Here is a 23,716-nt window from a genome sequence, read left to right as displayed (position 1 = left end):
AAAACCTTTTTCGCTACAAACAAAATGGTTTCATTTTAAAACCATTTTGCAGGAGCACAACCATGCACCCCTCAACCGACGCGGCAGCAGCGCTGTCCGCGAACCCTGATGCACGTCCGCTTTCTTCGGCTACCCTTCTTTTGTTCGCCGCCGCAAGCGGGCTGGCGGTGGCCAATGTCTATTTCGCTCACCCGCTTCTCGATGTGATGGCAGACGATCTCGGCCTCAAGCGATCGACAGCGGGCCTTATCGTCGCCGCCAGCCAGATCGGTTATGCGCTTGGCCTGATCTTCCTGGTTCCGCTCGGCGACCTGTTCAACCGGCGCAAGCTCATCATCGTCCATTTCCTGCTCTCGGTCCTGTCGCTGATCGCAATCGGCTTTGCGGCCGATGCCACGGTGCTTCTGGTTGCCATGGCCATCATGGGCCTGCTCGCCGTCGTCACACAGGCGCTCGTCGCCTATGCAGCCAGTCTGGCGGAACCTGCGCGGCGCGGCCATGTCGTCGGCATCGTAACGAGCGGCATCGTGCTGGGCATTTTGCTGGCGCGCGCCATCGCAGGCGCCCTTACCGATATTGGCGGCTGGCGCAGCGTCTATTTCGTTTCCGCCGTTCTCACCCTTTCGATCGCGCTCCTGCTCTGGCGCAGCCTGCCCGACCAGAAGCGGCAGCCGACAAGCGTCCGCTATCCCGCACTCATTCTGTCGCTCGTGACGCTGTTTCGCTCCGAGCCGGTGCTGCGCATTCGCGCCATCATAGCCATGCTGATCTTCGCCAATATCACCACTTTGCTCGCACCACTGGTCATGCCGCTCAGCGCCCCGCCGTTTGAACTGAGCCATGCCCAGATCGGGCTGTTCGGTCTTGCGGGTGCAGCAGGAGCACTCGCCGCCTCCCGCGCCGGAAGCGCCGCCGATCGCGGCCATGCCCAGCGCATGACGGGCTTCGCCCTGATGCTGATGCTCGTCTCGTGGGGATTGATAGCCCTGCTTGGACACTCGCTGCTCTGGTTGATCGCGGGCGTTCTTGTAATCGACTTCGGCCTTCAGGCCGTGCACGTGACCAATCAGGCGATGATCTACCGCGTGCGGCCGGATGCGCAGAACAGGCTCACCGCCGCCTATATGGTCTTCTATTCCATCGGCAGCGCCAGCGGTTCGGCGATTTCAACCTGGGTCTATGCGCATACAGGCTGGAACGGTGTCTGCCTGCTTGGCGCAGGGATCAGCCTCGTCACGCTCATCTTCTGGGCGGCGACACTGAAAACCACGCCGGAAGCCGCGACACGCGCGGTCATCCGTACGGCTTAGTTCTGGCCGGACGCCACCTTCTGCTCAAGCCCGAAGCGGTTTTCGATGTAATCGGCAACCATCTTCTGGAATTCTTCGGCGATGGCAGGACCGCGTAGCGTCGTGACCTTCTTGCCATCGACAAAGACCGGTGCGGACGGCGTTTCGCCCGTGCCGGGAAGCGAAATACCGATATCGGCATGCTTGGATTCGCCCGGCCCGTTGACGATGCAGCCCATGACCGCAACCGAGAGCGCTTCCACACCGGGATATTTCTCGCGCCAGACCGGCATGTTGCGGCGGATGTCGTCCTGAATGGTCTGCGCCAGTTCCTGAAACACGGTCGAGGTCGTGCGGCCGCAACCAGGGCAGGCTGCAACGATAGGGATGAACTGGCGGAAACCCATGGTCTGCAGCAATTCCTGCGCCACTTGCACCTCGCGGGTGCGGTCGCCGCCCGGCTCCGGGGTCAGCGAAATGCGGATCGTGTCGCCAATGCCCTGCTGCAGCAGAATGCCCATGGCAGCGGAGGAGGCAACGATACCCTTGGTGCCCATGCCGGCTTCGGTAAGTCCGAGATGCAGCGCATGGTCGCAACGCTGCGCCAGCATCGTATAGACGGCAATCAGGTCCTGAACCTGACTGACCTTGGCCGACAGGATGATCTTGTCGCGGCCAAGCCCGATCTCTTCGGCAAGATTGGCAGATATGAGCGCCGACTGCACGATTGCTTCGCGCATGACTTCCTGCGCGGAAAGCGGTGCGCCTTCGGCCTGATTGCGATCCATCAGCGTGGTCAGGAGTTCCTGATCGAGCGAACCCCAGTTGACGCCGATGCGCACCGGCTTGTCATAGCGGATAGCCATTTCGACGATATCCGCGAACTGCTTGTCCTTCTTGTCCTTGAAGCCGACATTGCCCGGATTGATGCGGTATTTTGCAAGCGCCTCCGCACAGGCCGGATGATCGGCGAGCAGCTTGTGGCCGATATAATGGAAATCGCCGACCAGCGGCACGTCATGACCAAGACGCTCCAGCCGTTCGCGGATTTTTGGCACGGCGGCAGCCGATTCATCGCGATCCACCGTAATGCGCACGATTTCCGAACCGGCGCGATGCAGTGCCGCCACCTGCGCCACCGTGGAGTCCACATCCGCCGTGTCCGTATTGGTCATGGACTGCACGACAACGGGTGCACTGCCACCGACGATAACGCCACCGACACTGACACCAACCGACTGGCGGCGGGGAAATGGATGCGAAAAATAGCTGACGGTCTCGGAAGACATTTTGCTCTGTTCTTAACTGTACCTGTTTTCAGGTGGCGCAGCGCGACGCGAATGTCAACGTCTGCATTTCCACGGGCCTGCGTATATCCGGCTTTCGATTTATATAATCGCTTGCCGAGGCAATGTCGCCCTCTCATTATGTCGTGACGACAAGGAGGAGTCTGCCAATGACCGATGCATCTGCCCGCAAGACCGCAATCATCACCGGATCGAATTCCGGGATCGGCCTCGGTATAGCCCATGCGCTGGCGGCGGCGGGACACAACGTCGTGATCAACTCCTTCACCGACCGTGACGAGGATCACGCGCTTGCGCGGAAACTCGGTGAAGAGCATGGCGTGAGCGTGGTCTACATCGCAGCCGACATGTCGAAGGCCGGCCAATGTCGTGAACTCATCACGGCAACCGTGAAACAGTTCGGCAACGTGGACATTCTCGTCAACAATGCCGGTATCCAGCATGTATCACCGGTGGAAGAGTTCCCGCCCGAGCAATGGGACCGCATCATCGCGATCAATCTGACTTCGGCCTTCCACACATCCGCTGCCGCGATCCCGCATATGCGCAATTCGGGCTGGGGCCGCATCATCAACATCGCCTCCGCGCACGGCCTCGTGGCATCGCCGTTCAAATCGGCTTATGTCGCCGCCAAGCACGGCATTGTCGGCTTCACCAAGACCCTGGCGCTGGAGCTTGCGACCGCAAAGATCACCGCCAATTCCATCTGCCCCGGCTATGTGCTGACCCCGCTTGTCGAGGCGCAGATCCCGGACCAGATGAAGGCCTATCATATGGATCGCGAAACCGTGATCCGCGAAGTGATGCTCGACAAGCAACCGACCAAGGAATTCGTCACCACTGCGCAGATCGGCGCCATCGCCGCTTTCCTCGCAAGCGATGCGGCAGCGCAGATCAACGGCGCTGCCATTCCTGTCGATGGCGGCTGGACGGCCGGATAGCGCATCCAGAAAAGTGGGAATCGGTTTTCGGAAAGGATGCGCGGCATAAGAAAGCTTAATGCTTTTGGTCGGCGTATCGGGCGAGGCTTGAGAAGGCCAGCACGACGAGAAGCAAAACCGGAAGCGCCAGAAACACCACGCCGAAACCACTATGCTTGGCGACAAAACCGATCAGCGACGGCGCCACCAGCATTCCCGAATAGCCAAGCGTCGTCGCGATGGACAGGCCGACGCTCGGGTTGACGCCCGGCATGTTGCCTGCCATCGAGAAGGCTATCGGCACCATGTTGGAAATGCCGATCCCACAGATAGCGAAGCCGATGATCGCCGTTGTGGAGCTGTTTCCGAGACCGACGATCAACATGCCGATAATGGCGATAGTCGTACAGGCGCGCAGGGTTTTGACCGCGCCGAACCGGTCGCGGACCAGATCGCCCGCAAAGCGCATGATGGCCATGGCCCCTGAAAACGCCGCGAAGCCGAAGCCCGCCACCGTGACCGAAGCGCCCAGATCCTGGCGCATATGGTAAGCGCCCCAATCGATAATCGCACCTTCCGGCACCATGGAAAACAGCGCCATGACGCCGACAAGCCATGGCAGGGGATTGCGCGGCAGGGTGAGCTTCTGCTTTTCAGCCCCCGAATGATGATGCACCGTGTCCGCGATGATCGAAGGCCATGCAACCGCAATCAGGATGGCGGCGACAACGGTCGTCACCAGCGCATGAACGGTCGATCCGAATTGCGCAATGAGAAAGCCCCCGCTTGCAGCGCCAATCAGGCCGCCAAGGCTCCAGAAAGCGTGGCAGGACGACATGATCGCCCGGCGCATCTGTTTCTCGACCGCGACCGCATTGGCATTCATCGACACGTCCATCGCGGCCATGGTCCCGCCGAAATAGAACATCACGATCACAGCCGTGACCACATTGGGAACCACTGCGATGATGAGCAGCGCCGGAATGAAGGCGAGCGCAAACATGCGCACTACAATGCCCGAGCCGCGATGCGCCGAAAGAGCGCCCGCGACCGGCATCATGGCCAGGGAACCGAGTCCGAAGACAAGGATCATCAGCCCCATACCGGCGCTGTCGAGACCCAGACGTGCGGCGAATTCCGGGATTTTCGGAGCCCACCCGCCGAAAACATAACCGTTCATCAGGAAGAGGAGCGCCACGGCGATCCGCTCTCTGGTTACAATCGGCGCACGCGTGGGCGCCGCATCTTCGCGTCCGGAAACCTGTTCCATCTGTCCCTCAGTTGCGGTCCGCTGCCGCACGTAAAATCTTCATACCCGATGCCGCATAGGGCGCAAGCGCCGCTTCATCCGCATCGTATTCGACAGCCATGACACCGACATCGTTCAAGGGAACAACATCATGGGCGGCAACCGTGCCGAGCTTGTCGCTCGTAATGGCAAGCGCCACCAACCGGCTGCGTCCGGCAATCACCCGTTTGAATTCCGCATCGTCGAGATGAAGCGCGGTCACGCCGATTTCGGCAGCGATCCCGCATGCCCCCAGCACGCAAAGATCGGGTCGCAGCAATTCTGCGTCGCGCAAGGCGCGCGCGCCCACTGCGGCACTCACGCGCCGGTCGATGGGCCCGCCGATCATGATCAGCTCGATCTCCGGCGAACCCATGAGAATCGCAGCGATGGACGGCGTATTGGTGACGACGGTAATGGCATCGCCATGCTCGACCATCAGCCGCGCCAGCGCCGTATTGACCGAAGAAGCGTCGAGAAACACCGTCATGCCGGGTTCCACCAGCCGCGCCAGCGCTGCGGCGAGCGCGGCTTTCGCCTGCGTTCGTTCGCAATCCCGTTCGGCAAGCGGCGAAGGTTCCGGCACGGCCCGCAGCGCACCGCCATAGACGCGCTTGCAAAGCCCGGCTGCCGCCATCTCGCGCAGATCGCGCCGGATCGTATCCTCCGACACGCCGAAACTTTCCGCCAGTTCAGCCGCCAGCACACGCCCCGACTGCTGCAGCAGCTGTTGGATGCGTGCCTGTCTTTCGTGAAGCAGAAGCTCTGTCGCCATTATCCCTCAACATGCACAACCATGCACAAATAGGCATAAACATGCATATCAGATTTTGCCTCCCGCGCAACCGCAAAGAAATACCGCGGCGTTTGACAGCCGCGGCGTTTGCGTTTCTGACGCTTTTAAAGCGACAGTTTCGGTCTGATGGGCCGCTACGCTTCTCCCTCATCCTGAGCTTGTCAAAGGATGAGGAAAGGGAGACCTGGAGCGCGATCCGAAGATCGATCAGCTTCGGCTGAAGCCCATAACGGTTACGAGTACACGACCAGCAAATCCTTGGCATCGATCTGCTCGCCCGGACGCACCAACACTTCCGCGATAGTGCCATCGCGTTCGGCATGGATGGCGGTTTCCATCTTCATCGCCTCGATGGAGAGCAGCACGTCGCCCTGAGAAACCGTCTGTCCGGCGGCGACGGCAACGGTGGAAACGACACCCGGCATCGGCGCACCGACCTGCTTGTCATTCCCCGCCTCCACCTTGCGGCGGACACCGCCAGAAGCGCCCTTGGCGCGGTTCGGCACCTTGATGCGGCGCGGCTGGCCGTTCAGCTCGAAGAACACCGTCACCATGCCCTTCTCGTCCGTCTCGCTCATCGCCTGATTGACGATCACCAGCGTCTTGCCGCGTTCCAGATCGACAAAAACCTCTTCTTCCGGCTTGAGGCCGTAGAAATAGACCGGTGTCGGCAGAACGCTCGTCGGGCCATAGGTTTCCTGCGCGGCTGCATAATCGGTGAACACCTTCGGATACATCAGCGCCGATGCAAATTCCTGATCGGAAATCTTGTGTCCGACCGCCTGCTCGAACCCTTCACGCTCGGCATTGAGATCGGCAGGCTCCAGCAGAGCTCCGGGACGCACGGTAAACGGCTCCTCGCCCTTGAGAATTTTCTTCTGCAGCGCCTTCGGCCAACCCGATGGCGGCTGGCCAAGATCACCCCGCATCATCGACACAACCGAATCCGGGAAAGCAATGTCCTTGGCCGGATTTTCGACATCGGCAACGGTCAGGTCCTGACTGACCATCATTAGGGCCATGTCGCCGACAACCTTCGAGGACGGCGTCACCTTGACGATATCGCCAAACATGCGGTTCACGTCTGCATAGGCCTGCGCCACTTCGTGCCAGCGGGTTTCAAGTCCGAGCGAGCGCGCCTGCTCCTTCAGGTTCGTGAACTGGCCGCCCGGCATTTCATGCAGATAGACTTCCGAAGCCGGTCCCTTGAGGTCGCTTTCAAAGGCCGCATACTGGTTGCGCACCGCTTCCCAATAGAAGGAAATGCGACGGATCGAATCCGGGTCGAGCCCCGGATCACGCTCGGAACCGTGCAGGGCTTCGACGATGGAACCAAGGCAAGGCTGCGATGTGTTGCCGGACAGCGCATCCATCGCAGCGTCAACGACATCGACGCCCGCATCGATCGCGGCAAGCACGGTCGCCGCCGAAATGCCCGACGTATCATGCGTATGGAAATGGATCGGCAGGTCGGTTTCATCGCGCAGCGCCTTGAACAGAACGCGGGCGGCGGCAGGCTTCAGGAGGCCCGCCATATCCTTCACCGCGATGATATGCGCGCCAGCCTTTTCAACTTCCTTCGCCAGATCGACATAATATCTAAGATCGTACTTGGCGCGTTCCGGATTGAGAATATCGCCGGTGTAGCAGATCGCCGCTTCACAGAGCTTGTTTTCCTCCAGCACCGCATCCATCGACACGCGCATGTTCTCGACCCAGTTGAGACTGTCGAAAACACGGAACAGATCGATGCCGCCTCTGGCTGCCTCGCGCACGAAATATTTCACGACATTGTCGGGATAGGATTTGTAGCCAACCCCGTTCGCACCGCGCAGAAGCATCTGCAGAAGAAGGTTCGGGGCAGCTTCACGCACCAGCGCCAGACGCTCCCACGGGTCTTCCGTGAGGAAGCGCATCGAGACGTCGAACGTCGCGCCGCCCCAGCATTCCAGAGAGAACAGGTTCGGCAGGGCCTGCGCATAGGAACTGGCAATACGGGCAATGTCATAGGTTCGCACGCGGGTGGCAAGCAGTGACTGGTGTCCGTCGCGCATGGTGGTATCGGTAATCAGCGCCCGCTTTTCGTTGCGCACCCATTCGGCGAATTTCTTCGGTCCAAGCTGGTCCAGACGCTGCTTAGTGCCATTCGCCACTGGCTTATCGCCGAACCACGGCACGCGCGGCCTGGCGGCATCCTTGGCCGGCTTCGCCCGGCCCTTGGTCTCCGGGTGACCGTTGACCGTCACATCCGCGATATAGGTCAGAAGCTTGGTTGCGCGATCCTGACGCTTCACCTGCTCGAACAGTTCCGGCGTGGTGTCGATGAAGCGCGTGGTGTAGTCGTTCGCCTCAAACTTCGGATGATTGATGATCGCCTCAAGAAAGGTCAGGTTTGTCGCCACACCGCGAATGCGGAATTCGCGGAGCGCCCGGTCCATGCGGCGAATGGCTTCAAGAGGCGTAGAGCCCGAAGCCGTCACCTTGACGAGCAGCGGATCGTAATAGCGGGTGATGAACGCGCCCGAATAGGCCGTGCCCCCATCGAGGCGAATGCCGAAGCCCGAGGCCGAGCGATAAGCCTGAATGCGCCCGTAATCGGGGATGAAATTCTGTTCCGGGTCTTCCGTGGTGATGCGGCACTGAAGCGCATGGCCGTTGAGACGAATGTCTTCCTGACGCGGTACGCCCGATTCCGGCGTTCCGATGGCAAAGCCTTCGAGGATATGAATCTGCGCCTTGACGATATCGATGCCAGTCACCTGTTCGGTCACCGTGTGCTCAACTTGAATACGCGGGTTGACCTCGATGAAATAGAACTTGCCCGTATCGGCATCCATCAGAAACTCGACAGTACCCGCACCGATATAGTCGGTGGCATGGGCAATCTTCAGGCCATAGCTTGCCAGTTCCTGACGCTGCGCGTCATTGAGATACGGTGCTGGCGCCCGCTCCACGACCTTCTGGTTGCGGCGCTGGATCGAGCAGTCGCGCTCGAAAAGATGGACCGCATTGCCATGGGTATCGCCCAATATCTGCACTTCGACATGGCGCGCGCGTTCGATCAGCTTTTCGAGATAGACCTCATCCTTGCCGAAAGCCGCCTTGGCCTCGCGCTTGGCTTCCGTCACCTCGCGCGCGAGATCGGCTTCGGCGCGGATCGCGCGCATGCCGCGACCGCCGCCGCCCCAGCTCGCCTTCAGCATCAGCGGATAGCCGATCTGGCTCGCCAGCTTCTTCACTTCCTCCATGTCGTCGGGAAGCGGATCGGTGGCCGGAACCACCGGCACGCCGATTTCGATGGCGAGATTGCGCGCGGCAACCTTGTTGCCGAGGCGGCGCATGGTCTCCGGCTTCGGACCGATGAAGATGATGCCGTTTTCGGCGCAGGCTTCTGCAAATTCCGGGCTTTCGGACAGCAGGCCGTAGCCCGGATGGATCGCATCGACACCCGAAAGCCTGGCAACGCGAATGATTTCATCAATGGAAAGATAGCTTTCAATCGGACCGAGATCGCGATCCAGATGCGGCCCGCGACCGACCTGATAGCTTTCATCCGCCTTGAAGCGATGCAGGGACAGTTTGTCTTCCTCGGCCCATATGGCCACCGTTTTGAGCCCCAGCTCATTGGCGGCGCGGAATACGCGGATTGCAATTTCAGATCGGTTGGCGACCAGAATTTTCCGGATAGGTTTTTGGGCGAAAGACAAGGCAGATCTCCCTAACTGCAATGACAAAGGCGCCATTGCTTAACCTGCAATAGACACGAGCGCAAACAAACTGTGCAACCGGGAGATAAAAACAAAATGCCCGACCAAAAGCCGGGCAGATTGATGAATTTTGCAGCATATTATGCTAATATATCAGGCAAAAGAGCGGCTCCTATATGAAGCAATCATCAGAACCGCTCTAAGCATCTGTGTTCTTCCGACGCAAAACCGCTTCGCGCTTTTGCTGGAAATGCTCCATTACTTCTGGAAGTAATTATACTTGCCGTCTTCGCCCTTGCGCCATTCAAACATCACATAGGGCGAAAGGCTCGGATCGCCCTTTGCGTCGAAGGTGATGTCGCCCAGCACGGTCTTGAACGGTCCCTTTTCCTTCATCGCGGTCGCAACTTCCTGCGGATCGTTGCTTCCGGCTGCATTGGCGGCATTGACCAGCGACTGCACGCCCGCATAGGCGTAGAAAGTATAGGCTTCCGGTTCGAAGCCCTTGTCGCGGAAAGTCTTGATCAGATCGGCATTCGACTTGTCGTCGCGCGGATCGGGACCGAAGGTGTTCATCACGCCAGCCACCGCATCACCGGCAATCGAGGCGAGTTCGTTGGACACGATGCCGTCGCCGGAAATGAACTGGGCCTTGAGGCCCTGATCAGCCATCTGGCGAATGAGCAGGCCGGCTTCCGGGTGCATGCCCCCCCAGTAAACTGCGGTGATTCCGGCAGCCTTCATCTTGGAGATGAGCGCCGAGAAATCCTTGTCGCCCTGGTTCACGCCTTCATAGAGCGTTTCCTTCATGCCGCTTTCGTTAAGCGACTTCTTGGTCTCGTCGGCAAGGCCCTGACCATAAGGCGTTTTGTCGTGAAGGATCGCGACTTTGCCGTCCTTGTAATTGTCGGCCATGTACTTGCCGGCAACAATTCCCTGCTTGTCATCGCGACGGCAGGTGCGGAACGTGTTCCACAATTCGCGCTCGGTGAAGGTCGGGTTGGTGGTGCCGGGCGCAATCATCAGCACGCCATTTTCGGCATAGATGTCCGAAGTCGGAATGCTGACGCCGGAATTGAAGTGACCGATGACGAACTGGACGCCGTCGCCGACGAACTTGTTGGCAACCGAAATGCCCTGCTTCGGATCAGCAGCGTCGTCGCCGTAGACGATCGTGATCTGCTCGCCATTCATGCCGCCCTTGGCATTGGCTTCTGCGACTGCCGCTTCGACACCGCGCTTGATCTGCTCGCCGAAAGCCGCCTGGCTGCCGGTCAGCGGTGCGCCGACGCCGAGCTGGATATCGGCAAACGATACGCCGCCCATTGCAACCAGTGCCGAGAGGCAGACGCCGCAGAATAAGGATTTCTTCATTTCAGTTGCTCCCACTAAACGCATCCCGGAAGTTTGACCGTTCCCGGAACGCGCATCAAAATAGTCATTCAGAGCGGCGTTCCAATCCGATCGGACGACCGCCGTTTTTGCAGGCCTGCGCAGCCACAGCGAAGCACCGCGCACAACCTGATATTCGAATGGGAGACCGGCATCAGCCTTTGGAACGCTATCTGGGCTTCGAAATGCCCGCGTCGAAACTGGTCCTCCCACCAGATTGCAAGACCAGGCATAGAGAATCGCCCTACATCTGGATGCAATTGTAGATAGATTCCCTTTCAGGCTGAAAGTAAAGTAATGATTTCGTCTATATTCTGCGTTTCACGCATGACTTTATGCGGAACAGAGCGCCGCAAACGAAAATGCCCGGCATAAAGCCGGGCATTTCCACTGATCGAGAAAGAATATAAGCGTAACTTACTGCTGAACGTAAGTATATTTTCCGTCAGCACCCTTTTCCCACTTGTACATGACGTAACCTGGGAGCTTCGGATCGCCCTTTTCGTCATAGGACAGGTCGCCGAGCACGGTCTTGAACGGGCCCTTTTCTTTCAGCGCCTTGGCGATTTCCTGCGGGTCGTTGCTGCCGGCAGCTTTTGCGGCCTGCGCCAGCGACTGAACCGCCGCATAGGAATAGAGCGTGTAGGCTTCAGGCTCGAAACCGGCGTCGCGGAACTTCTTCACCAGTTCGGCATTGTTCGGATTGTTGCGCGGATCGGGACCGAAGGTGTTGAGCGTGCCTTCGACGGCCGGACCGGCAATCGAAGCCAGCTCGTTGGAAACGATACCGTCGCCCGAGATGAACTGGGCCTTCACGCCCTGATCGGCCATCTGGCGAATGATGAGACCGGCTTCCGGATGCAGGCCGCCCCAGTAAACCACCGTCACGCCTGCCTGCTTGAGCTTGGCGATCAGAGCGGAGAAGTCCTTCTCACCAACGTTGACGCCTTCATAGAGGGCTTCCTTGGTGCCAAGCTCGTTGAGCTTCTTCTTGGTTTCGTCGGCAAGGCCCTGACCGTATGGGGTCTTGTCGTGAATGACGGCGATCTTCGCATCCTTGAAATGGTCGAAGATGTACTGGCCAGCCACGATGCCCTGCTGGTCGTCGCGGCCGCAGGTGCGGAACGTGTTCCACAGTTGGCGCTCGGTATAGACCGGATTGGTCGCGGCAGGCGAGATTTCGAGAATGCCGTTTTCGGCATAGACTTCCGAAGCCGGGATCGAAACGCCCGAGTTGAAGTGACCGATGACATATTTCACGCCGTCGGCTGCGAACTTGTTGGCAACCGAAATGCCCTGCTTCGGATCCGAAACGTCATCGCCGAGCGAGATCGTTATTTTCTCGCCATTGATACCGCCCGCATCGTTGACTTCCTTGATGGCGGCTTCCGCCCCCTTCTGGATCTGTGCGCCATAAACGGCGTTCGGGCCGGTCAAGGGTGCACCGATACCCAGAATTACATCAGCCCAAGCCGAGCCCCCGAAAGACATTACTGCTGCAAGAGCAACACCTGCCAAAAGTGATTTCTTCATTGTTGGAACTCCCATCATTGTATTTACCCCGAACGATGTTTTGCATCGCCTTATTTTCTTGCTGATTACTCAGCAATATCTACGCTGAATCTTATTACTGTCAACGTGATCTTGTAAAAAAGCTTCGCCGCATGACGGCGAAGCTTTGAAATTATTTTGCCTTCCAGCTCAGTGGCGAAGCTTTCTCATAAAGCCAGCCATACTGCCGCACCATTTGCTTGGTGCGGGTGTAGCGAAAGCCGACCGTGCCGATAATCATCAGGACGATCGTGTCCACCAGATAGTAGTGGAACGAAAGAAGCGTCCCCTCGAACAGTGCGAAGTGGATGAAACGCACGGCAGCGCCGAGCGGGATCAGATAGATCAGCAGCTGCGGATAGGTGCGCCAGGTCGAAGCACAGGCACGCCCCGTCATCCAGGCAGCCCAGCCGCCAAGCAGACAGGTGATGAGGAAAAACAACCAGAATGACGGTTCTTCGTAGAGAATACCTTGCATGATTTCCTCCTAGTGCCTTCCGCCTTCGAGATAGGCGGCACGGACTTCCGGATCGGCCAGCAGTTCGCGGCCTGCGCCGCTCATGGTGATCGAGCCGTTGACCATCACATAACCGCGGTCTGCGAGCTTCAGCGCACCGAATGCGTTCTGCTCGACGAGGAATACCGTCAGCCCCTGCGTGCGGTTCAGTTCCTTGATCGCCTCGAAAATCTGCTTCACGATCAGCGGCGCCAGACCGAGCGACGGTTCGTCCAGAAGCAGGAGCTTCGGACGCGCCATCAGTGCGCGGGCGATCGCCAGCATCTGCTGTTCACCGCCCGAAAGCGTGCCGCCGCGCTGGTTGATACGCTCCTTCAGGCGTGGGAACAGGTCGAACATCAGCTTTACGTCTTCATCGAAATATTGCTGATTGTCGAGGCTTGCGCCCATCTGGAGATTTTCCAGAACAGTCATGCGCGGGAAGATGCGACGGCCTTCCGGCGACTGCGCGATGCGCAGCTTGGCGATCTCGTGCGGCGGCATGGACGTGATATCCTTGCCATTGAACAGGATGCGGCCGGTACGCGCCTTCGGCGAGCCGAAGATCGTCATCATCAGCGTCGATTTGCCGGCGCCGTTTGCGCCGATCAGCGCCACGATCTCGCCCTCGTCGACAGTCAGGTCGATGCCCTTCAAGGCGCAAATATTGCCGTAATAGGTTTCAACCTTCTCGACGGCCAGAAGCGGTTGCTTTTTCTGCATGGTTTCAGCCTGCATCATTCGCCTCCCTTCCTGGGCTTGCCCGGAGTTTTTGTTGAGGCTTTTGCCGGGGCTTTGGCGCGTTTCGCACCACCCTTGGCAGCCTCACCCTGAGCAGCCTTCACGGGAGCAGTCTTGTCGCCGGTCGGATCATCGGTTGCGTCAACGCCTGCGGAAGGCGTTTCGCCCTTCTCTTCGGCAATTTCCTCCTCGATGGCTTCCTCGGCAAGCTGGGCGGCGACCAGATGCGCCGGATCGACCACACCGGGCTTGTCCGCCTCTTCGATGAGTTCGGCGATTTCCTCGTCATCGACGCCGAGATAGGCGGCAATAACACGCGGATCGTTCTTGACCTCTTCCGGCGCGCCATCGGAAATCTTGGTGCCGTATTCCAGCACGATCACATGATCGGAGATTTCCATGACGACCGACATGTCATGCTCGATCAGCAGGATCGACGTGCCGGTTTCCTTGCGGATATCGAGGAGAAGCTTGTTGAGCTCCGCCGATTCGCGCGGATTGAGACCGGCGGCAGGTTCATCGAGGCAGAGGATTTCCGGCTCGGTGCACATGGCGCGGGCGATTTCCAGACGGCGCTGATCGCCATAGGGCAGATCGCCTGCCGGATCGTCCGCACGGTCGATCAGGTTGATCTTTTCCAGCCAGTAACGCGCCTTTTCAACCGCTTCCTTCGCCGCCGACTTGTAGCCCGGCAGCCCCAGCAGGCCGAGGATCGTATAGCCGGAAGAGCGCATCAGCGTGTTGTGCTGCGCAACGAGCAGGTTTTCCAGAACGGTGAGGCCCGAGAACAGGCGGATGTTCTGGAACGTACGCGCGACCTTGGCTTGCTTGGTGATCTGGAAGTCGGGCAGGCGTTCCAGCAGGAACTTGTCGCCCGTCTTCCGGTTCATCGTCAGCATCCCGCCCGTGGGCTTGTAGAAGCCGGTGATGCAGTTGAAGACCGTGGTCTTGCCTGCACCGTTGGGGCCGATGATCGCAGTGATATCCCCGCGCGTCACATTGAAGCTCAGATCGTTGATGGCGACGAGGCCGCCGAAGCGCATCGAGAGATGCTCGACCTGAAGGATGGTGTCTTTCCGAGTGTTGCCGGACATAGTGCCAGACATAGTGCTAATCTCCGCCATCAGCCGTGCCCTTCCTTGGTAAAGGCACCCGACACCATCTTCTTCTCATGCAGGAATGCACTCGGTTCTCGACTTCCGACGAAACCGCGCGGCTTCCAGACCATGACTACGACCATGGCAAGACCGAAGATGAGCATGCGGTAGAGTTCCGGCGTGAAATCCGGTCCGAAGACAGCTTTCAGGAAGCCCATTTCACGCAGGATTTCCGTGCCGCCGATCATGACGATCGCCGCAATGGCAATACCGACCAGCGAGCCCATGCCGCCGAGAACGACAATGGCCAGAATGACGGCGGATTCAAGGAACACGAAGGATTCCGGGCTGACGAAGCCCTGGCGCGCCGCAAAGAAGGAACCGGCGAAACCACCGAACATCGCGCCCGTGGCAAAGGCCGTGAGCTTGGTCGTGGTGGTGTTGATGCCGAGCGAACGGCAGGCGATTTCGTCTTCGCGCAGCGCTTCCCATGCACGGCCAACCGGCATGCGGCGCAGGCGGATGGTGACCCAGGCCGTCAGGAGCGCCAGCAGAAGGATGACGTAATAGAGGAAGAACTTGTAGTGCGCGGCCGAGAAGGTAAGGCCGAAATAGGCTGCAAAACCGTCCTTGCTGGCATTGAAAGGCAGGCCGAAGAAGGTTGCCTTGGCAATGCCGGAAACGCCGAAGGTGCCGCGAGTAACATCCGTCCAGTTGATGAGCACCAGACGGATGATTTCACCGAATGCCAGCGTCACGATGGCGAGATAGTCACCGCGCAGACGCAGAACCGGGAAGCCAAGGATGACGCCCCATGTCGCCGCCAGAATGCCCGCTATCGGCAGCAGCATCCAGAAGGACAGGCCGAAATAGGATGACAGCAGAGCGTAGGAATAAGCGCCCACTGCATAGAAGGCCACGTAACCCAGATCGAGAAGACCGGCGAGGCCCACCACGATGTTGAGGCCCCAGGCCAGCATCACATAGATGAGGATCTGGACGCCGAAATTGTCGACCCATTTGAGCGATCCCTGCCAGCCGAGGAAGGCCACGATCAGGATCGGATAGACAAAAAGGAAGGCGACGCCGAGGCGCGAGAAGTGGCGGCGCACGAAAGACGGGCTTTCGACCGCAACGGCAGGCTGCTTGCTCTTGGCAAGCTTGCGCGCCTCCAGCCAGGGCTGAGTAAAGGCAACGAACAGGAAACGGCCAATGGCGGCCAGCACGACGATGACGGCCAGCGCACCCCAGCGCTGTTGCAGCACCAGTTCATTGTTGATGTTCTGATCGGTCTTGAAACCGATGATGAGGCAGAAGAGGCCCAGCGCCAGAAGACCGGCGAAGAACCCTTCACGAATGGCCCGGCCAAAAAGGGAATCCGGGCGTGAACTCGACTGTGCAGCCATGATTAAACCTTTTCGACTTCAGGACGGCCAAGAATGCCGGACGGCATGAAGATCAGCACGATGGCGAGGATCGAGAACGCGGCAACGTCCTTGTAATCGATCGAGAAATAGGCCGACCACAACGCTTCGATGAGACCGATGAGCAGGCCACCGACCACAGCGCCAGGAAGCGATCCGATACCGCCCAGAACCGCTGCCGTGAACGCCTTGACGCCGGGGATGAAGCCGTCGGCAAAGGAAATCACGCCATAGAAGGAGAGGTAGAGCGTACCGGCCACCGCCGCGAGCATGGCACCCATCACGAAGGTGAGCGAAATGACGCGATCGACATTGATGCCGAGAAGCGCCGCCATCTTTCGATCCTGCTCGCAGGCGCGCTGCGCACGGCCGAGCGAGGTGCGGTTGACGATATACCAGAAGATCGTCAGCAGCACCGCGGTTACCACGATGACAACGATCTGCTTCAGCGAAATCGTCACATTCGTACCGAAGAGATTGAAGGAGCCGTTCAGAAGCTGAGGCACCGGCTTGTTACGCGGGCCTTGCGTAACCTGAACGAAATTCGACAAGGCAATCGACATGCCGATAGCCGTGATCAACGGCGCGAGGCGGAACGAACCGCGCAACGGCCTGTAGGCCACGCGTTCGATCGTCCAGCTCCACAAGCCTGTCAGCAGCATGGCGACGATCATCATCAGAAGAAGCATCAGCGCAATCGGCAAGGCACCGATGAATGTTGTGATGATGAGAAAAACAATCAGCGCCATGAAGGCGCCGAGCATGAAGACATCGCCATGAGCAAAGTTGATCATGCCGATAATGCCATAGACCATCGTATAGCCGATGGCGATCAGGCCATAGATCGAGCCGAGCGCGAGCCCGTTGATCACCTGCTGGAAGAAATATTCCATCGAGAAGCCACCCATTTTACCGTCCGGGGTTTTTTTGACGCATCTTTATTTCGTGCGCCTTCATTTTATTCCCGGCTATTTACACCTAACGGCTGTATAGAGGAATGCAAGCCCCTTTTGTCTCCGACAAAAGACTAAGGGCATCATCCTTCCACAAACTAGTTATGTCCCCTAACAAACGTCCTGTATATGTTTTTTTCTCCTACCCTGGGCGCCTTATTCCACATTTTTTGCACGACCGGAAAGCCAAAAAATAGGGAGGTCGTTAAGAAAATTACCGACCGTACCCACTTTATGGTCTTTGGGGCGCCAGCCTGCAAGCGCGGCTGAGCTGGATTTGGTTCCCGAACCGGAGAATTTTCACCCATACCAAGCGCCAAACCTGTTTCCCCAATAGACCCTACGCGACTGTGAACCCGTGTGCAAAGGGATCGCGATCGTCGATGAAGATCGTGTTGTAGCCAGTCATGCGCGCCCAACCGGCGATTGACGGCACGATTGCAGGACGCCCGGCGACTTCCGCAGCGCGCTCCACGCGGCCATGGAAAAGCGATCCGATGATGGATTCATGCACGAACTCGTCGCCCGGCTTGAGCTTGCCCTTGGCAGCCAGCTGCGCCATGCGCGCAGACGTACCGGTTCCGCAGGGCGAACGGTCGATTGCCTTGTCGCCATAAAAGACTGCATTGCGGGCATGCGCTTCCGGATGCTTGGCCTTACCGGTCCATAGAATATGGCTCAGACGGTTGATGTCAGGCAGCAGCGGATGCTGGAACTTGTACTTCTCGTTCAGCCGCTGGCGCAGGACGGGACTCCAGGCGATCAGCTGCAACGCGGAATAATCTTCCATGTCCGTGTAATTTTCTTGCGGCTCGACAATGGCGTAGAAATTGCCGCCATAGGCCACGTCGACCTTGAGGCTTCCAAGGTCGGGACATTCGACTTCAAGCCCTTCGGCATAAAGGAAGGCCGGGACATTGGTGAGACGAACACGCTCGACATACTGGCCGTTCTGCTCATACTCGATGGCCACCAGACCGGCAGGCGTATCGAGATTGAGCTTGCCCGGCGTCTTCGGCGTTACCAGCCCCTGCTCTATCGCCATCGTGACGGTGCCGATGGTGCCGTGGCCGCACATCGGCAGGCAGCCGGACGTTTCGATGAAAAGCACCGCCACATCGCAATCAGGCCGCGTGGGCGGGTAGAGAATGGAGCCGGACATCATGTCGTGGCCGCGCGGCTCGAACATAAGCCCCGTGCGAATCCAGTCATATTCCGCCAGAAAATGCGCGCGCTTTTCCATCATGGTCGAACCTTCGAGCTTCGGCCCACCGCCGGCCACCAGACGCACCGGATTGCCGCAGGTATGTCCGTCGACGCAGAAGAAGGAATGTCTTGCCATGATGGTCAGTTCCGAAAACGTTGTGGCTTGAAAGGTTCGATGTCGATTGCCGGCGCGGCACCCGTGACGAGATCGCGGATAAGCCGCCCGGTCGCCGCCGACTGCGTGAGGCCAAGATGGCCATGGCCGAAGCCGTAATAGATGTTGCCGCCCCCCGAGGCCCGGCCGATGACCGGAACGGAGTCCGGCATGGATGGCCGATAGCCCATCCATTGCCGCCCGCCTTCCGTGCGCAGGCCCGGCAGAAACATGGAAGCCTTCTTTAGCATGGCTTCGGACCGCGCGAAATTGGGCGGCAGGTCGAGCCCGCCGAATTCCACGGCCCCGCCGACACGCAGGCCCGTTTCCATCGGCGTGATGACGAAACCGTGGCCGGGGAAAGTCAGCTGACGCTTCACATCGAAACTGCCGACCGGCAGGGTCGTATTGTAACCGCGTTCCGTGTCGAGCGGCACTGCATCGCCAAAGCCTTTGGCGAGATCACGTGACCAGGCACCGGCCATCAGGACAAGGTGCGCCGCCCAAATTTCGGTCCCGTCGACGAGACGGACGCTCGCCCCACCATTGCCCGGCCTTGCATCCGCGACCTTTGCCTGAAGGAAGCGTGCGCCCCTGCTTTCCGCATACGCCCAGATCGCCTTGCCGAACAGCTTCGGATCGCTGACATTCTTCCAGCCCGGAACGAAAGTTCCAGCTACGAAACGCGGGCTCAGGCCCGGCTGCAATTCGGCTAGCCGATCACCCCGCACGTGTTCATAGGCGATTCCGGCATTTTCGCGAACATCCCAGCCGGGCTGCGAGGCCGCAAGCTCGGCTTCGCTCTCATAAAGTTCCAGGTTGCCGTTTTCGCGCAAGCGATCGCGCAGGCCCGCCCTGTCGATCAGGCCCATCATCTCGCTGCCGGCAAGCCGCATGATGTCGGCCTGCGCAATCGCGGTTCTTGCCAAAGCATCCGCGCTGCTGGCGCGCCAGAACCGATAAAGCCAGGGCACCATTTTTGGAAAATAGGAGGGACGGATCGTAAACGGCCCGAGCGGGTCCATCAGCCAGCCCGGCACCTTGCGCATGACACCCTTGGAGGCGAGCGGAAGAATATCGGAGAAAGCAAGCGCCGCGGCATTGCCCGAGCTGGTTTCCTCGCAAATGCCGGTTCTGTCGATAACCAGAACCTGACGCCCCGCCTCGGCAAGCAAGGCCGCAGTGGCGACGCCGACAATACCGCCGCCAATAATCAGAACATCGTGCTGACCCTGCGGATCAGATTTCATCGTATACGGCTCCCCACCGGATTCAACTTTGCCTTGTGTCTTGCCGAAAAACCGGCAGAGACCGTCGCTTCGGCCAATCGGCAATCGCCATGTTCAACGCCAGCACGCGATTTCTGTCCATCGATTTTTTGGAATGACGGTGTGCTGAAAGTTTGCCATCGCTTGAAAAAGCCACAAAGGCCAAGTTAGGGATCGACAATGCAAATCGCCTCTTATTGATATATCAGAGATATATCTATAGGATTGAACTATGTCAATCGTCGTAACCACAAGGCATGAACGGCATGGAAGAAACGAACGTTCGAGACAGGCTGACGCGGAGCCCGGCAAACATGCCGCTGGCCACCATGGACAGCTGGGGTAGCGAAAGCCTCGCCGAGCAGGCCTATCGCATTCTGGAACGGTCTATCGTCACGCTGGAACTGGAACCGGGGACGGTCGTCAACGAGCGCACGCTGATTGAGCTGACCGGCATGGGCCGCACGCCCATGCGCGAGGCCATTCAACGGCTCGCCTGGGAGGGCCTTGTGGAAGTGCGCCCGCGTTCAGGCATTGCCATCGCGGCAATCGACCCGAAGGATTTCATCAAGGTGCTGGATGCGCGCGAAGGCGTCGAGCGCGTTTTGGCGCGCGATGCGGCGCGCTTTGGCAGCCCGCGCGACTATGAACGGCTCGAAGCGGCGGCAGCAGCCATGCGGCAGGCAATTCCCGATGAAGATGTCGCACTGTTTCTGGATGCCGACAAGGCATTCGACATCGTTCTGGGTGCGGCTGCGAGCAACCCCTACGCCGCCCGTATCGCCGCTCCCTTGCAGAGCCACAGCCGCCGCTTCTGGTACCGGCTCCGCCCATCGAGCGGCATAGCTGGTTCGGCCAATGCCCACGCAACATTGATTGAAGCGATCGTTTCACGCCAACCGGAACGGGCGAGCGACACGGCCAGCGAACTCATGGCCTATCTGCGGACGCTCGCCCCCTGATTTCCGGCACCCGGGGTTCAGCGCGCCCGCGAAGACCGACGAGACCGCTCATTGCTCCGCACATCCACGGCAGCAGCTGAAGCTGTATCAAAGATCAGCCCGTCATCGGTATTCACGTCATTCAAGGCCTGGGCATAGGCATGCCGTGTCCCGCGCGCCATATCCTTTGCCTGCACCGCCGCGACCGCAAGCACCGCGCACAACCCCACGACAGCCTGAGATGGATGACGCATCTCGAACGCTCCCATCACACTTTCCGCGCCCACCACAATTTCCACGATGACCGCGTCCAGCGGATCATTCGGCTGCGACGGAAAGATGGCGCGGCAGGTTCAATTTCGAGACGCCAGCTCACGAAACCGTAATCAGCCAAAGAAAAAGCCGAAGCTGTCGCTTCGGCTTCCGGTCATTGTTGAGACTGGCAACATTAATGGGATTTGTTCATCGAATCCGACATCTTGCGAAGCACGTTGAGCGCGATGTTCAGCTCCTCGTCGCTAACGCCCTCGAGAAGGTCTTCGCGCACGTCTCCGGCGAGCTTCACGACCTGCTCGGCCAGAATCTTGCCTTCTGCCGTCATGACGACGCGCTTGGCGCGACGGTCGCCCTGGACCGTCTGCCGTTCGATGAAGGATTGCCGCTCCAGCCCATCGAGCAGGCGAACCATGGTCGCATTCTCGATTTCCAGCGCTTCCGCCAGTTCCTTCTGGTAAAGACCTTCCTGTTCCATCAGCGCAAGCAGGGTGCGCGCACGGGCCAATGTCAGGCCCCGCTCCTTCACCCGGGCGTCGAAGACAGTGCGAAGCCTGCGATTAACCTTCGCCATGGCATCAATCATTTCAGCTCTGAGGTCCGCCGTATCCATGCCAATCGCCTTATATATTAGTAAACTAATGATTGCGAACTTGGATAGATCGCTGCCGAACCATTTTCAAGCGAACTTCCTGAACTCACGCAAGCGTGATGGGATTTAACGCCAATATGACAGTTCTGCGAACAAATTCACTGCCGGGCCGGTGATCTGAAAAAGAAAAAGCGGGCACAAGCCCGCTTTCCCGAAAACGACAGGATTGCAGCCGATCACGCCGGCATGATCGTTCCCTGCAGCGTCATCAGCTGGTGCAGGAAGATTTCCGCCTTGGTGCGATGCTCGTTGGTCGAGGCATCTTCCAGATGCTTGCGGGCTTCCTCGATGCGGCGCTGGATGTCTGCCGGATTGATATCGTCCACATGGGTGGCCGATTCAGCCAGAACGGTGCAGCTCTGCGGGGTGATATCAGCGAAACCGCCGAAGACCACGTAGGAGTCGGACTTGCCGTCGGCAAGCTTCACCGAAACGACACCCGGCATGATCGTCGTCATCAGCGGCGAATGACCGGCGAGAGCCGTCAGATAGCCTTCGCTACCCGGAATGACGACTTCCGTCACCTGCGCGGAAAGCAGGAGCCGTTCAGGCGACACGAGTTCGAATTGGAAAGCTTGAGCCATGGTTCTCACTTGAATTCAAAAGCACGGTTCCGAAAATTAAACCGGTTTTCGGAAAGGTCATGCTTAAACAAAATGATTGGCTTTCACGGCGGGCCTTGCGGCCCACCGGGAAATTCAATTCATCAAGCAGCTTCTGCTGCCAGCTTCTTGGCCTTCTCGAGTGCTTCCTCGATGCTGCCGACCATGTAGAAGGCAGCTTCCGGAAGATGATCGTAATCGCCAGCGCAAAGGCCCTTGAAGCCCTTGATGGTGTCGGCGAGATCGACCAGCTTGCCCGGCGAACCGGTGAAGACTTCGGCCACGAAGAACGGCTGCGAGAGGAAGCGTTCGATCTTGCGGGCGCGGGCGACGGTGAGCTTGTCTTCTTCAGACAGTTCGTCCATGCCCAGGATCGCGATGATGTCCTGAAGGGCCTTGTAGCGCTGCAGGATCGACTGAACCTGACGGGCGACGGCGTAGTGTTCGTCACCAACGACTTTCGGGTCGAGCATGCGCGACGTGGAGTCGAGCGGGTCAACAGCCGGGTAGATACCCTTTTCAGCGATCGAGCGCGACAGAACGGTCGTTGCGTCCAGGTGGGCGAACGAGGTGGCTGGCGCCGGGTCGGTCAAGTCGTCGGCAGGGACGTAAATCGCCTGAACCGAGGTGATCGAACCCTTGGTCGTGGTGGTGATGCGTTCCTGCATGGCGCCCATGTCGGTTGCCAGCGTCGGCTGATAGCCCACAGCGGAAGGAATACGACCGAGAAGAGCCGACACTTCCGAACCTGCCTGCGTGAAGCGGAAGATGTTGTCCACGAAGAACAGAACGTCCTGACCCTGGTCGCGGAAGTTTTCAGCAACCGTCAGACCGGAAAGGGCAACGCGAGCGCGGGCACCCGGGGGTTCGTTCATCTGACCGTAAACGAGGGCTGCCTTGGAGCCTTCGCCGCCGCCAAGCTTGTTAACGCCCGACTCGATCATTTCATGGTAAAGGTCGTTACCTTCACGGGTACGCTCACCGACGCCTGCGAACACGGAGTAACCGCCGTGCGCCTTGGCGACGTTGTTGATGAGTTCCATGATGAGAACGGTCTTGCCAACGCCTGCACCGCCGAAGAGGCCAATCTTGCCGCCCTTGGCGTAAGGAGCCAGAAGGTCAACGACCTTGATGCCCGTGACCAGAATTTCGGCTTCGGTCGACTGTTCGATATATTCCGGAGCGCTTTGGTGGATGGCGCGGGTTGCCGTGGTCTTGATCGGACCGGCTTCGTCGACCGGCTCACCGATGACGTTCATGATGCGGCCAAGCGTTTCAACGCCAACCGGAACCATGATCGGCTCGCCGGTGTCGCGTGCTTCCTGACCGCGAACCAGACCTTCGGTCGCATCCATGGCGATGGTGCGCACGGTGTCTTCGCCGAGGTGCTGGGCGACTTCGAGAACCAGGCGGTTGCCCTGGTTGTCGACTTCAAGCGCGTTCAGGATCAGCGGCAGCTGGCCTTCCGGGAACTTGACGTCGACGACAGCGCCGATGACCTGCGTAATGTGGCCGACTGTGCCAGTGGCCGCAGTCTTGGGAGCGGCAGACTTGGCTGCTGCGGTGGTCTTGGGCGCCGCTTTCTTGGCAGGCGCCTTCGCCGCTGGCTTTGCTTCGGCCGCGGCGGTAGTTTTCGGGGTCGCTGCTTTTGCCATCGAT

20 protein-coding genes are annotated in these 23,716 nt (G+C 59.1%); 3 read left to right on the top strand and 17 right to left on the bottom strand.

The genetic code is table 11. From position 1 onward, the window contains the following. The first annotated feature begins 62 nt into the window (after window positions 1–62). A complete protein-coding gene (locus ACOWVS_RS14795; protein WP_063620161.1) occupies window positions 63–1,310 on the top strand; it encodes an MFS transporter in 1,248 nt (415 codons plus the stop codon). Here ACOWVS_RS14795 and ispG read toward each other — a convergent pair. Next, entirely contained in the window at window positions 1,307–2,578 is a 1,272-nt protein-coding gene (ispG, locus tag ACOWVS_RS14790; RefSeq protein ID WP_063620162.1) for a flavodoxin-dependent (E)-4-hydroxy-3-methylbut-2-enyl-diphosphate synthase, read from the bottom strand. The genes ACOWVS_RS14795 and ispG overlap by 4 nt on opposite strands. 167 nt (window positions 2,579–2,745) lie before the next feature. Between ispG and ACOWVS_RS14785 the strand changes: the two genes are divergently transcribed. Then, complete coding sequence (locus tag ACOWVS_RS14785; protein ID WP_063620163.1) at window positions 2,746–3,537, top strand: 3-hydroxybutyrate dehydrogenase; 792 nt, start codon at window positions 2,746–2,748, stop codon at window positions 3,535–3,537. Between the two features lie 55 nt (window positions 3,538–3,592). Here the strand turns inward: ACOWVS_RS14785 and ACOWVS_RS14780 are convergent, their stop codons facing one another. The 12 genes from ACOWVS_RS14780 to ACOWVS_RS14725 all read right to left on the bottom strand — a co-directional run bounded on the left by ACOWVS_RS14780 (window position 3,593) and on the right by ACOWVS_RS14725 (window position 19,571). Next, window positions 3,593–4,786, bottom strand: coding sequence for an MFS transporter (locus ACOWVS_RS14780; RefSeq protein WP_075042044.1), 1,194 nt, complete (start codon window positions 4,784–4,786; stop codon window positions 3,593–3,595). 7 nt (window positions 4,787–4,793) lie between these two features. Then, window positions 4,794–5,579 carry a DeoR/GlpR family DNA-binding transcription regulator gene (locus ACOWVS_RS14775; RefSeq protein WP_075042045.1) on the bottom strand — a complete coding sequence of 262 codons (786 nt, stop codon included), beginning with the start codon at window positions 5,577–5,579 and terminating at the stop codon, window positions 4,794–4,796. A gap of 254 nt (window positions 5,580–5,833) precedes the next feature. Further along, entirely contained in the window at window positions 5,834–9,307 is a 3,474-nt protein-coding gene (pyc, locus tag ACOWVS_RS14770; RefSeq protein WP_075042046.1) for a pyruvate carboxylase, read from the bottom strand. A gap of 258 nt (window positions 9,308–9,565) precedes the next feature. Continuing rightward, window positions 9,566–10,681 carry a branched-chain amino acid ABC transporter substrate-binding protein gene (locus tag ACOWVS_RS14765; protein WP_021588053.1) on the bottom strand — a complete coding sequence of 372 codons (1,116 nt, stop codon included), beginning with the start codon at window positions 10,679–10,681 and terminating at the stop codon, window positions 9,566–9,568. Between the two features lie 435 nt (window positions 10,682–11,116). Further along, window positions 11,117–12,232 carry a branched-chain amino acid ABC transporter substrate-binding protein gene (locus ACOWVS_RS14760; protein WP_006471261.1) on the bottom strand — a complete coding sequence of 372 codons (1,116 nt, stop codon included), beginning with the start codon at window positions 12,230–12,232 and terminating at the stop codon, window positions 11,117–11,119. Between the two features lie 151 nt (window positions 12,233–12,383). Beyond that, entirely contained in the window at window positions 12,384–12,728 is a 345-nt protein-coding gene (locus tag ACOWVS_RS14755) for a DUF6867 family protein (protein ID WP_006467798.1), read from the bottom strand. A gap of 9 nt (window positions 12,729–12,737) precedes the next feature. Beyond that, the gene (locus ACOWVS_RS14750) at window positions 12,738–13,484 is read right to left on the bottom strand and encodes an ABC transporter ATP-binding protein (protein WP_031347285.1); all 747 of its coding nucleotides are present in this window, start codon (window positions 13,482–13,484) and stop codon (window positions 12,738–12,740) included. Then, on the bottom strand, window positions 13,484–14,581 hold the full coding sequence (locus ACOWVS_RS14745) for an ABC transporter ATP-binding protein (protein WP_063620168.1): 1,098 nt from the start codon (window positions 14,579–14,581) through the stop codon (window positions 13,484–13,486). Before ACOWVS_RS14745 ends, ACOWVS_RS14750 begins: the two co-directional genes overlap by 1 nt. A 29-nt stretch (window positions 14,582–14,610) precedes the next feature. Further along, the gene (gene livM / locus ACOWVS_RS14740; RefSeq protein ID WP_063620169.1) at window positions 14,611–15,990 is read right to left on the bottom strand and encodes a high-affinity branched-chain amino acid ABC transporter permease LivM; all 1,380 of its coding nucleotides are present in this window, start codon (window positions 15,988–15,990) and stop codon (window positions 14,611–14,613) included. Window positions 15,991–15,992: 2 nt separating this feature from the next. Beyond that, window positions 15,993–16,901 (bottom strand): branched-chain amino acid ABC transporter permease, encoded by a 909-nt coding sequence (locus ACOWVS_RS14735; RefSeq protein ID WP_006471258.1) that lies wholly within the window; start codon window positions 16,899–16,901, stop codon window positions 15,993–15,995. 400 nt (window positions 16,902–17,301) lie between these two features. Beyond that, window positions 17,302–18,303, bottom strand: coding sequence for a 4-hydroxyproline epimerase (locus tag ACOWVS_RS14730; protein ID WP_075042047.1), 1,002 nt, complete (start codon window positions 18,301–18,303; stop codon window positions 17,302–17,304). Between the two features lie 5 nt (window positions 18,304–18,308). After that, the gene (locus ACOWVS_RS14725; protein WP_075042069.1) at window positions 18,309–19,571 is read right to left on the bottom strand and encodes an NAD(P)/FAD-dependent oxidoreductase; all 1,263 of its coding nucleotides are present in this window, start codon (window positions 19,569–19,571) and stop codon (window positions 18,309–18,311) included. 284 nt (window positions 19,572–19,855) lie between these two features. Between ACOWVS_RS14725 and ACOWVS_RS14720 the strand changes: the two genes are divergently transcribed. Continuing rightward, complete coding sequence (locus ACOWVS_RS14720) at window positions 19,856–20,551, top strand: GntR family transcriptional regulator (RefSeq protein WP_063620198.1); 696 nt, start codon at window positions 19,856–19,858, stop codon at window positions 20,549–20,551. Window positions 20,552–20,568: 17 nt separating this feature from the next. Here ACOWVS_RS14720 and ACOWVS_RS14715 read toward each other — a convergent pair whose 3' ends face one another. The 4 genes from ACOWVS_RS14715 to atpD all read right to left on the bottom strand — a co-directional run bounded on the left by ACOWVS_RS14715 (window position 20,569) and on the right by atpD (window position 23,712). Then, window positions 20,569–20,784 carry a hypothetical protein gene (locus ACOWVS_RS14715; RefSeq protein ID WP_245670765.1) on the bottom strand — a complete coding sequence of 72 codons (216 nt, stop codon included), beginning with the start codon at window positions 20,782–20,784 and terminating at the stop codon, window positions 20,569–20,571. A gap of 194 nt (window positions 20,785–20,978) precedes the next feature. Continuing rightward, the gene (locus ACOWVS_RS14710) at window positions 20,979–21,416 is read right to left on the bottom strand and encodes a MarR family winged helix-turn-helix transcriptional regulator (protein ID WP_006467807.1); all 438 of its coding nucleotides are present in this window, start codon (window positions 21,414–21,416) and stop codon (window positions 20,979–20,981) included. 215 nt (window positions 21,417–21,631) lie between these two features. Further along, window positions 21,632–22,039 (bottom strand): F0F1 ATP synthase subunit epsilon, encoded by a 408-nt coding sequence (locus ACOWVS_RS14705; protein WP_006471254.1) that lies wholly within the window; start codon window positions 22,037–22,039, stop codon window positions 21,632–21,634. 122 nt (window positions 22,040–22,161) lie between these two features. Then, complete coding sequence (gene atpD, locus ACOWVS_RS14700) at window positions 22,162–23,712, bottom strand: F0F1 ATP synthase subunit beta (RefSeq protein WP_006467809.1); 1,551 nt, start codon at window positions 23,710–23,712, stop codon at window positions 22,162–22,164. Window positions 23,713–23,716: the final 4 nt, after the last annotated feature.

Source organism: Brucella sp. IR068 (assembly GCF_049065885.1).
In the GTDB taxonomy this organism is placed as follows: Bacteria; Pseudomonadota; Alphaproteobacteria; order Rhizobiales; family Rhizobiaceae; genus Brucella; species Brucella intermedia.
This window is presented reverse-complemented; position numbering and strand designations above follow the sequence as displayed.

Bases quoted from the DNA above. Each gene is read 5' to 3' on its own strand.
- ACOWVS_RS14750 (WP_031347285.1), bottom strand. From the start codon at position 13,484: ATGCAGGCTGAAACCATGCAGAAAAAGCAACCGCTTCTGGCCGTCGAG.
- ACOWVS_RS14715 (WP_245670765.1), bottom strand. From the start codon at position 20,784: ATGCGTCATCCATCTCAGGCTGTCGTGGGGTTGTGCGCGGTGCTTGCG.
- ACOWVS_RS14735 (WP_006471258.1), bottom strand. From the start codon at position 16,901: ATGGAATATTTCTTCCAGCAGGTGATCAACGGGCTCGCGCTCGGCTCG.
- ACOWVS_RS14725 (WP_075042069.1), bottom strand. From the start codon at position 19,571: ATGAAATCTGATCCGCAGGGTCAGCACGATGTTCTGATTATTGGCGGC.
- ACOWVS_RS14745 (WP_063620168.1), bottom strand. From the start codon at position 14,581: ATGTCCGGCAACACTCGGAAAGACACCATCCTTCAGGTCGAGCATCTC.
- ACOWVS_RS14760 (WP_006471261.1), bottom strand. From the start codon at position 12,232: ATGAAGAAATCACTTTTGGCAGGTGTTGCTCTTGCAGCAGTAATGTCT.
- ACOWVS_RS14775 (WP_075042045.1), bottom strand. From the start codon at position 5,579: ATGGCGACAGAGCTTCTGCTTCACGAAAGACAGGCACGCATCCAACAG.
- ACOWVS_RS14705 (WP_006471254.1), bottom strand. From the start codon at position 22,039: ATGGCTCAAGCTTTCCAATTCGAACTCGTGTCGCCTGAACGGCTCCTG.
- atpD (WP_006467809.1), bottom strand. From the start codon at position 23,712: ATGGCAAAAGCAGCGACCCCGAAAACTACCGCCGCGGCCGAAGCAAAG.
- ACOWVS_RS14785 (WP_063620163.1), top strand. From the start codon at position 2,746: ATGACCGATGCATCTGCCCGCAAGACCGCAATCATCACCGGATCGAAT.
- ACOWVS_RS14795 (WP_063620161.1), top strand. From the start codon at position 63: ATGCACCCCTCAACCGACGCGGCAGCAGCGCTGTCCGCGAACCCTGAT.
- ispG (WP_063620162.1), bottom strand. From the start codon at position 2,578: ATGTCTTCCGAGACCGTCAGCTATTTTTCGCATCCATTTCCCCGCCGC.
- livM (WP_063620169.1), bottom strand. From the start codon at position 15,990: ATGGCTGCACAGTCGAGTTCACGCCCGGATTCCCTTTTTGGCCGGGCC.
- ACOWVS_RS14780 (WP_075042044.1), bottom strand. From the start codon at position 4,786: ATGGAACAGGTTTCCGGACGCGAAGATGCGGCGCCCACGCGTGCGCCG.
- ACOWVS_RS14755 (WP_006467798.1), bottom strand. From the start codon at position 12,728: ATGCAAGGTATTCTCTACGAAGAACCGTCATTCTGGTTGTTTTTCCTC.
- ACOWVS_RS14730 (WP_075042047.1), bottom strand. From the start codon at position 18,303: ATGGCAAGACATTCCTTCTTCTGCGTCGACGGACATACCTGCGGCAAT.
- ACOWVS_RS14720 (WP_063620198.1), top strand. From the start codon at position 19,856: ATGGAAGAAACGAACGTTCGAGACAGGCTGACGCGGAGCCCGGCAAAC.
- ACOWVS_RS14765 (WP_021588053.1), bottom strand. From the start codon at position 10,681: ATGAAGAAATCCTTATTCTGCGGCGTCTGCCTCTCGGCACTGGTTGCA.
- ACOWVS_RS14710 (WP_006467807.1), bottom strand. From the start codon at position 21,416: ATGGATACGGCGGACCTCAGAGCTGAAATGATTGATGCCATGGCGAAG.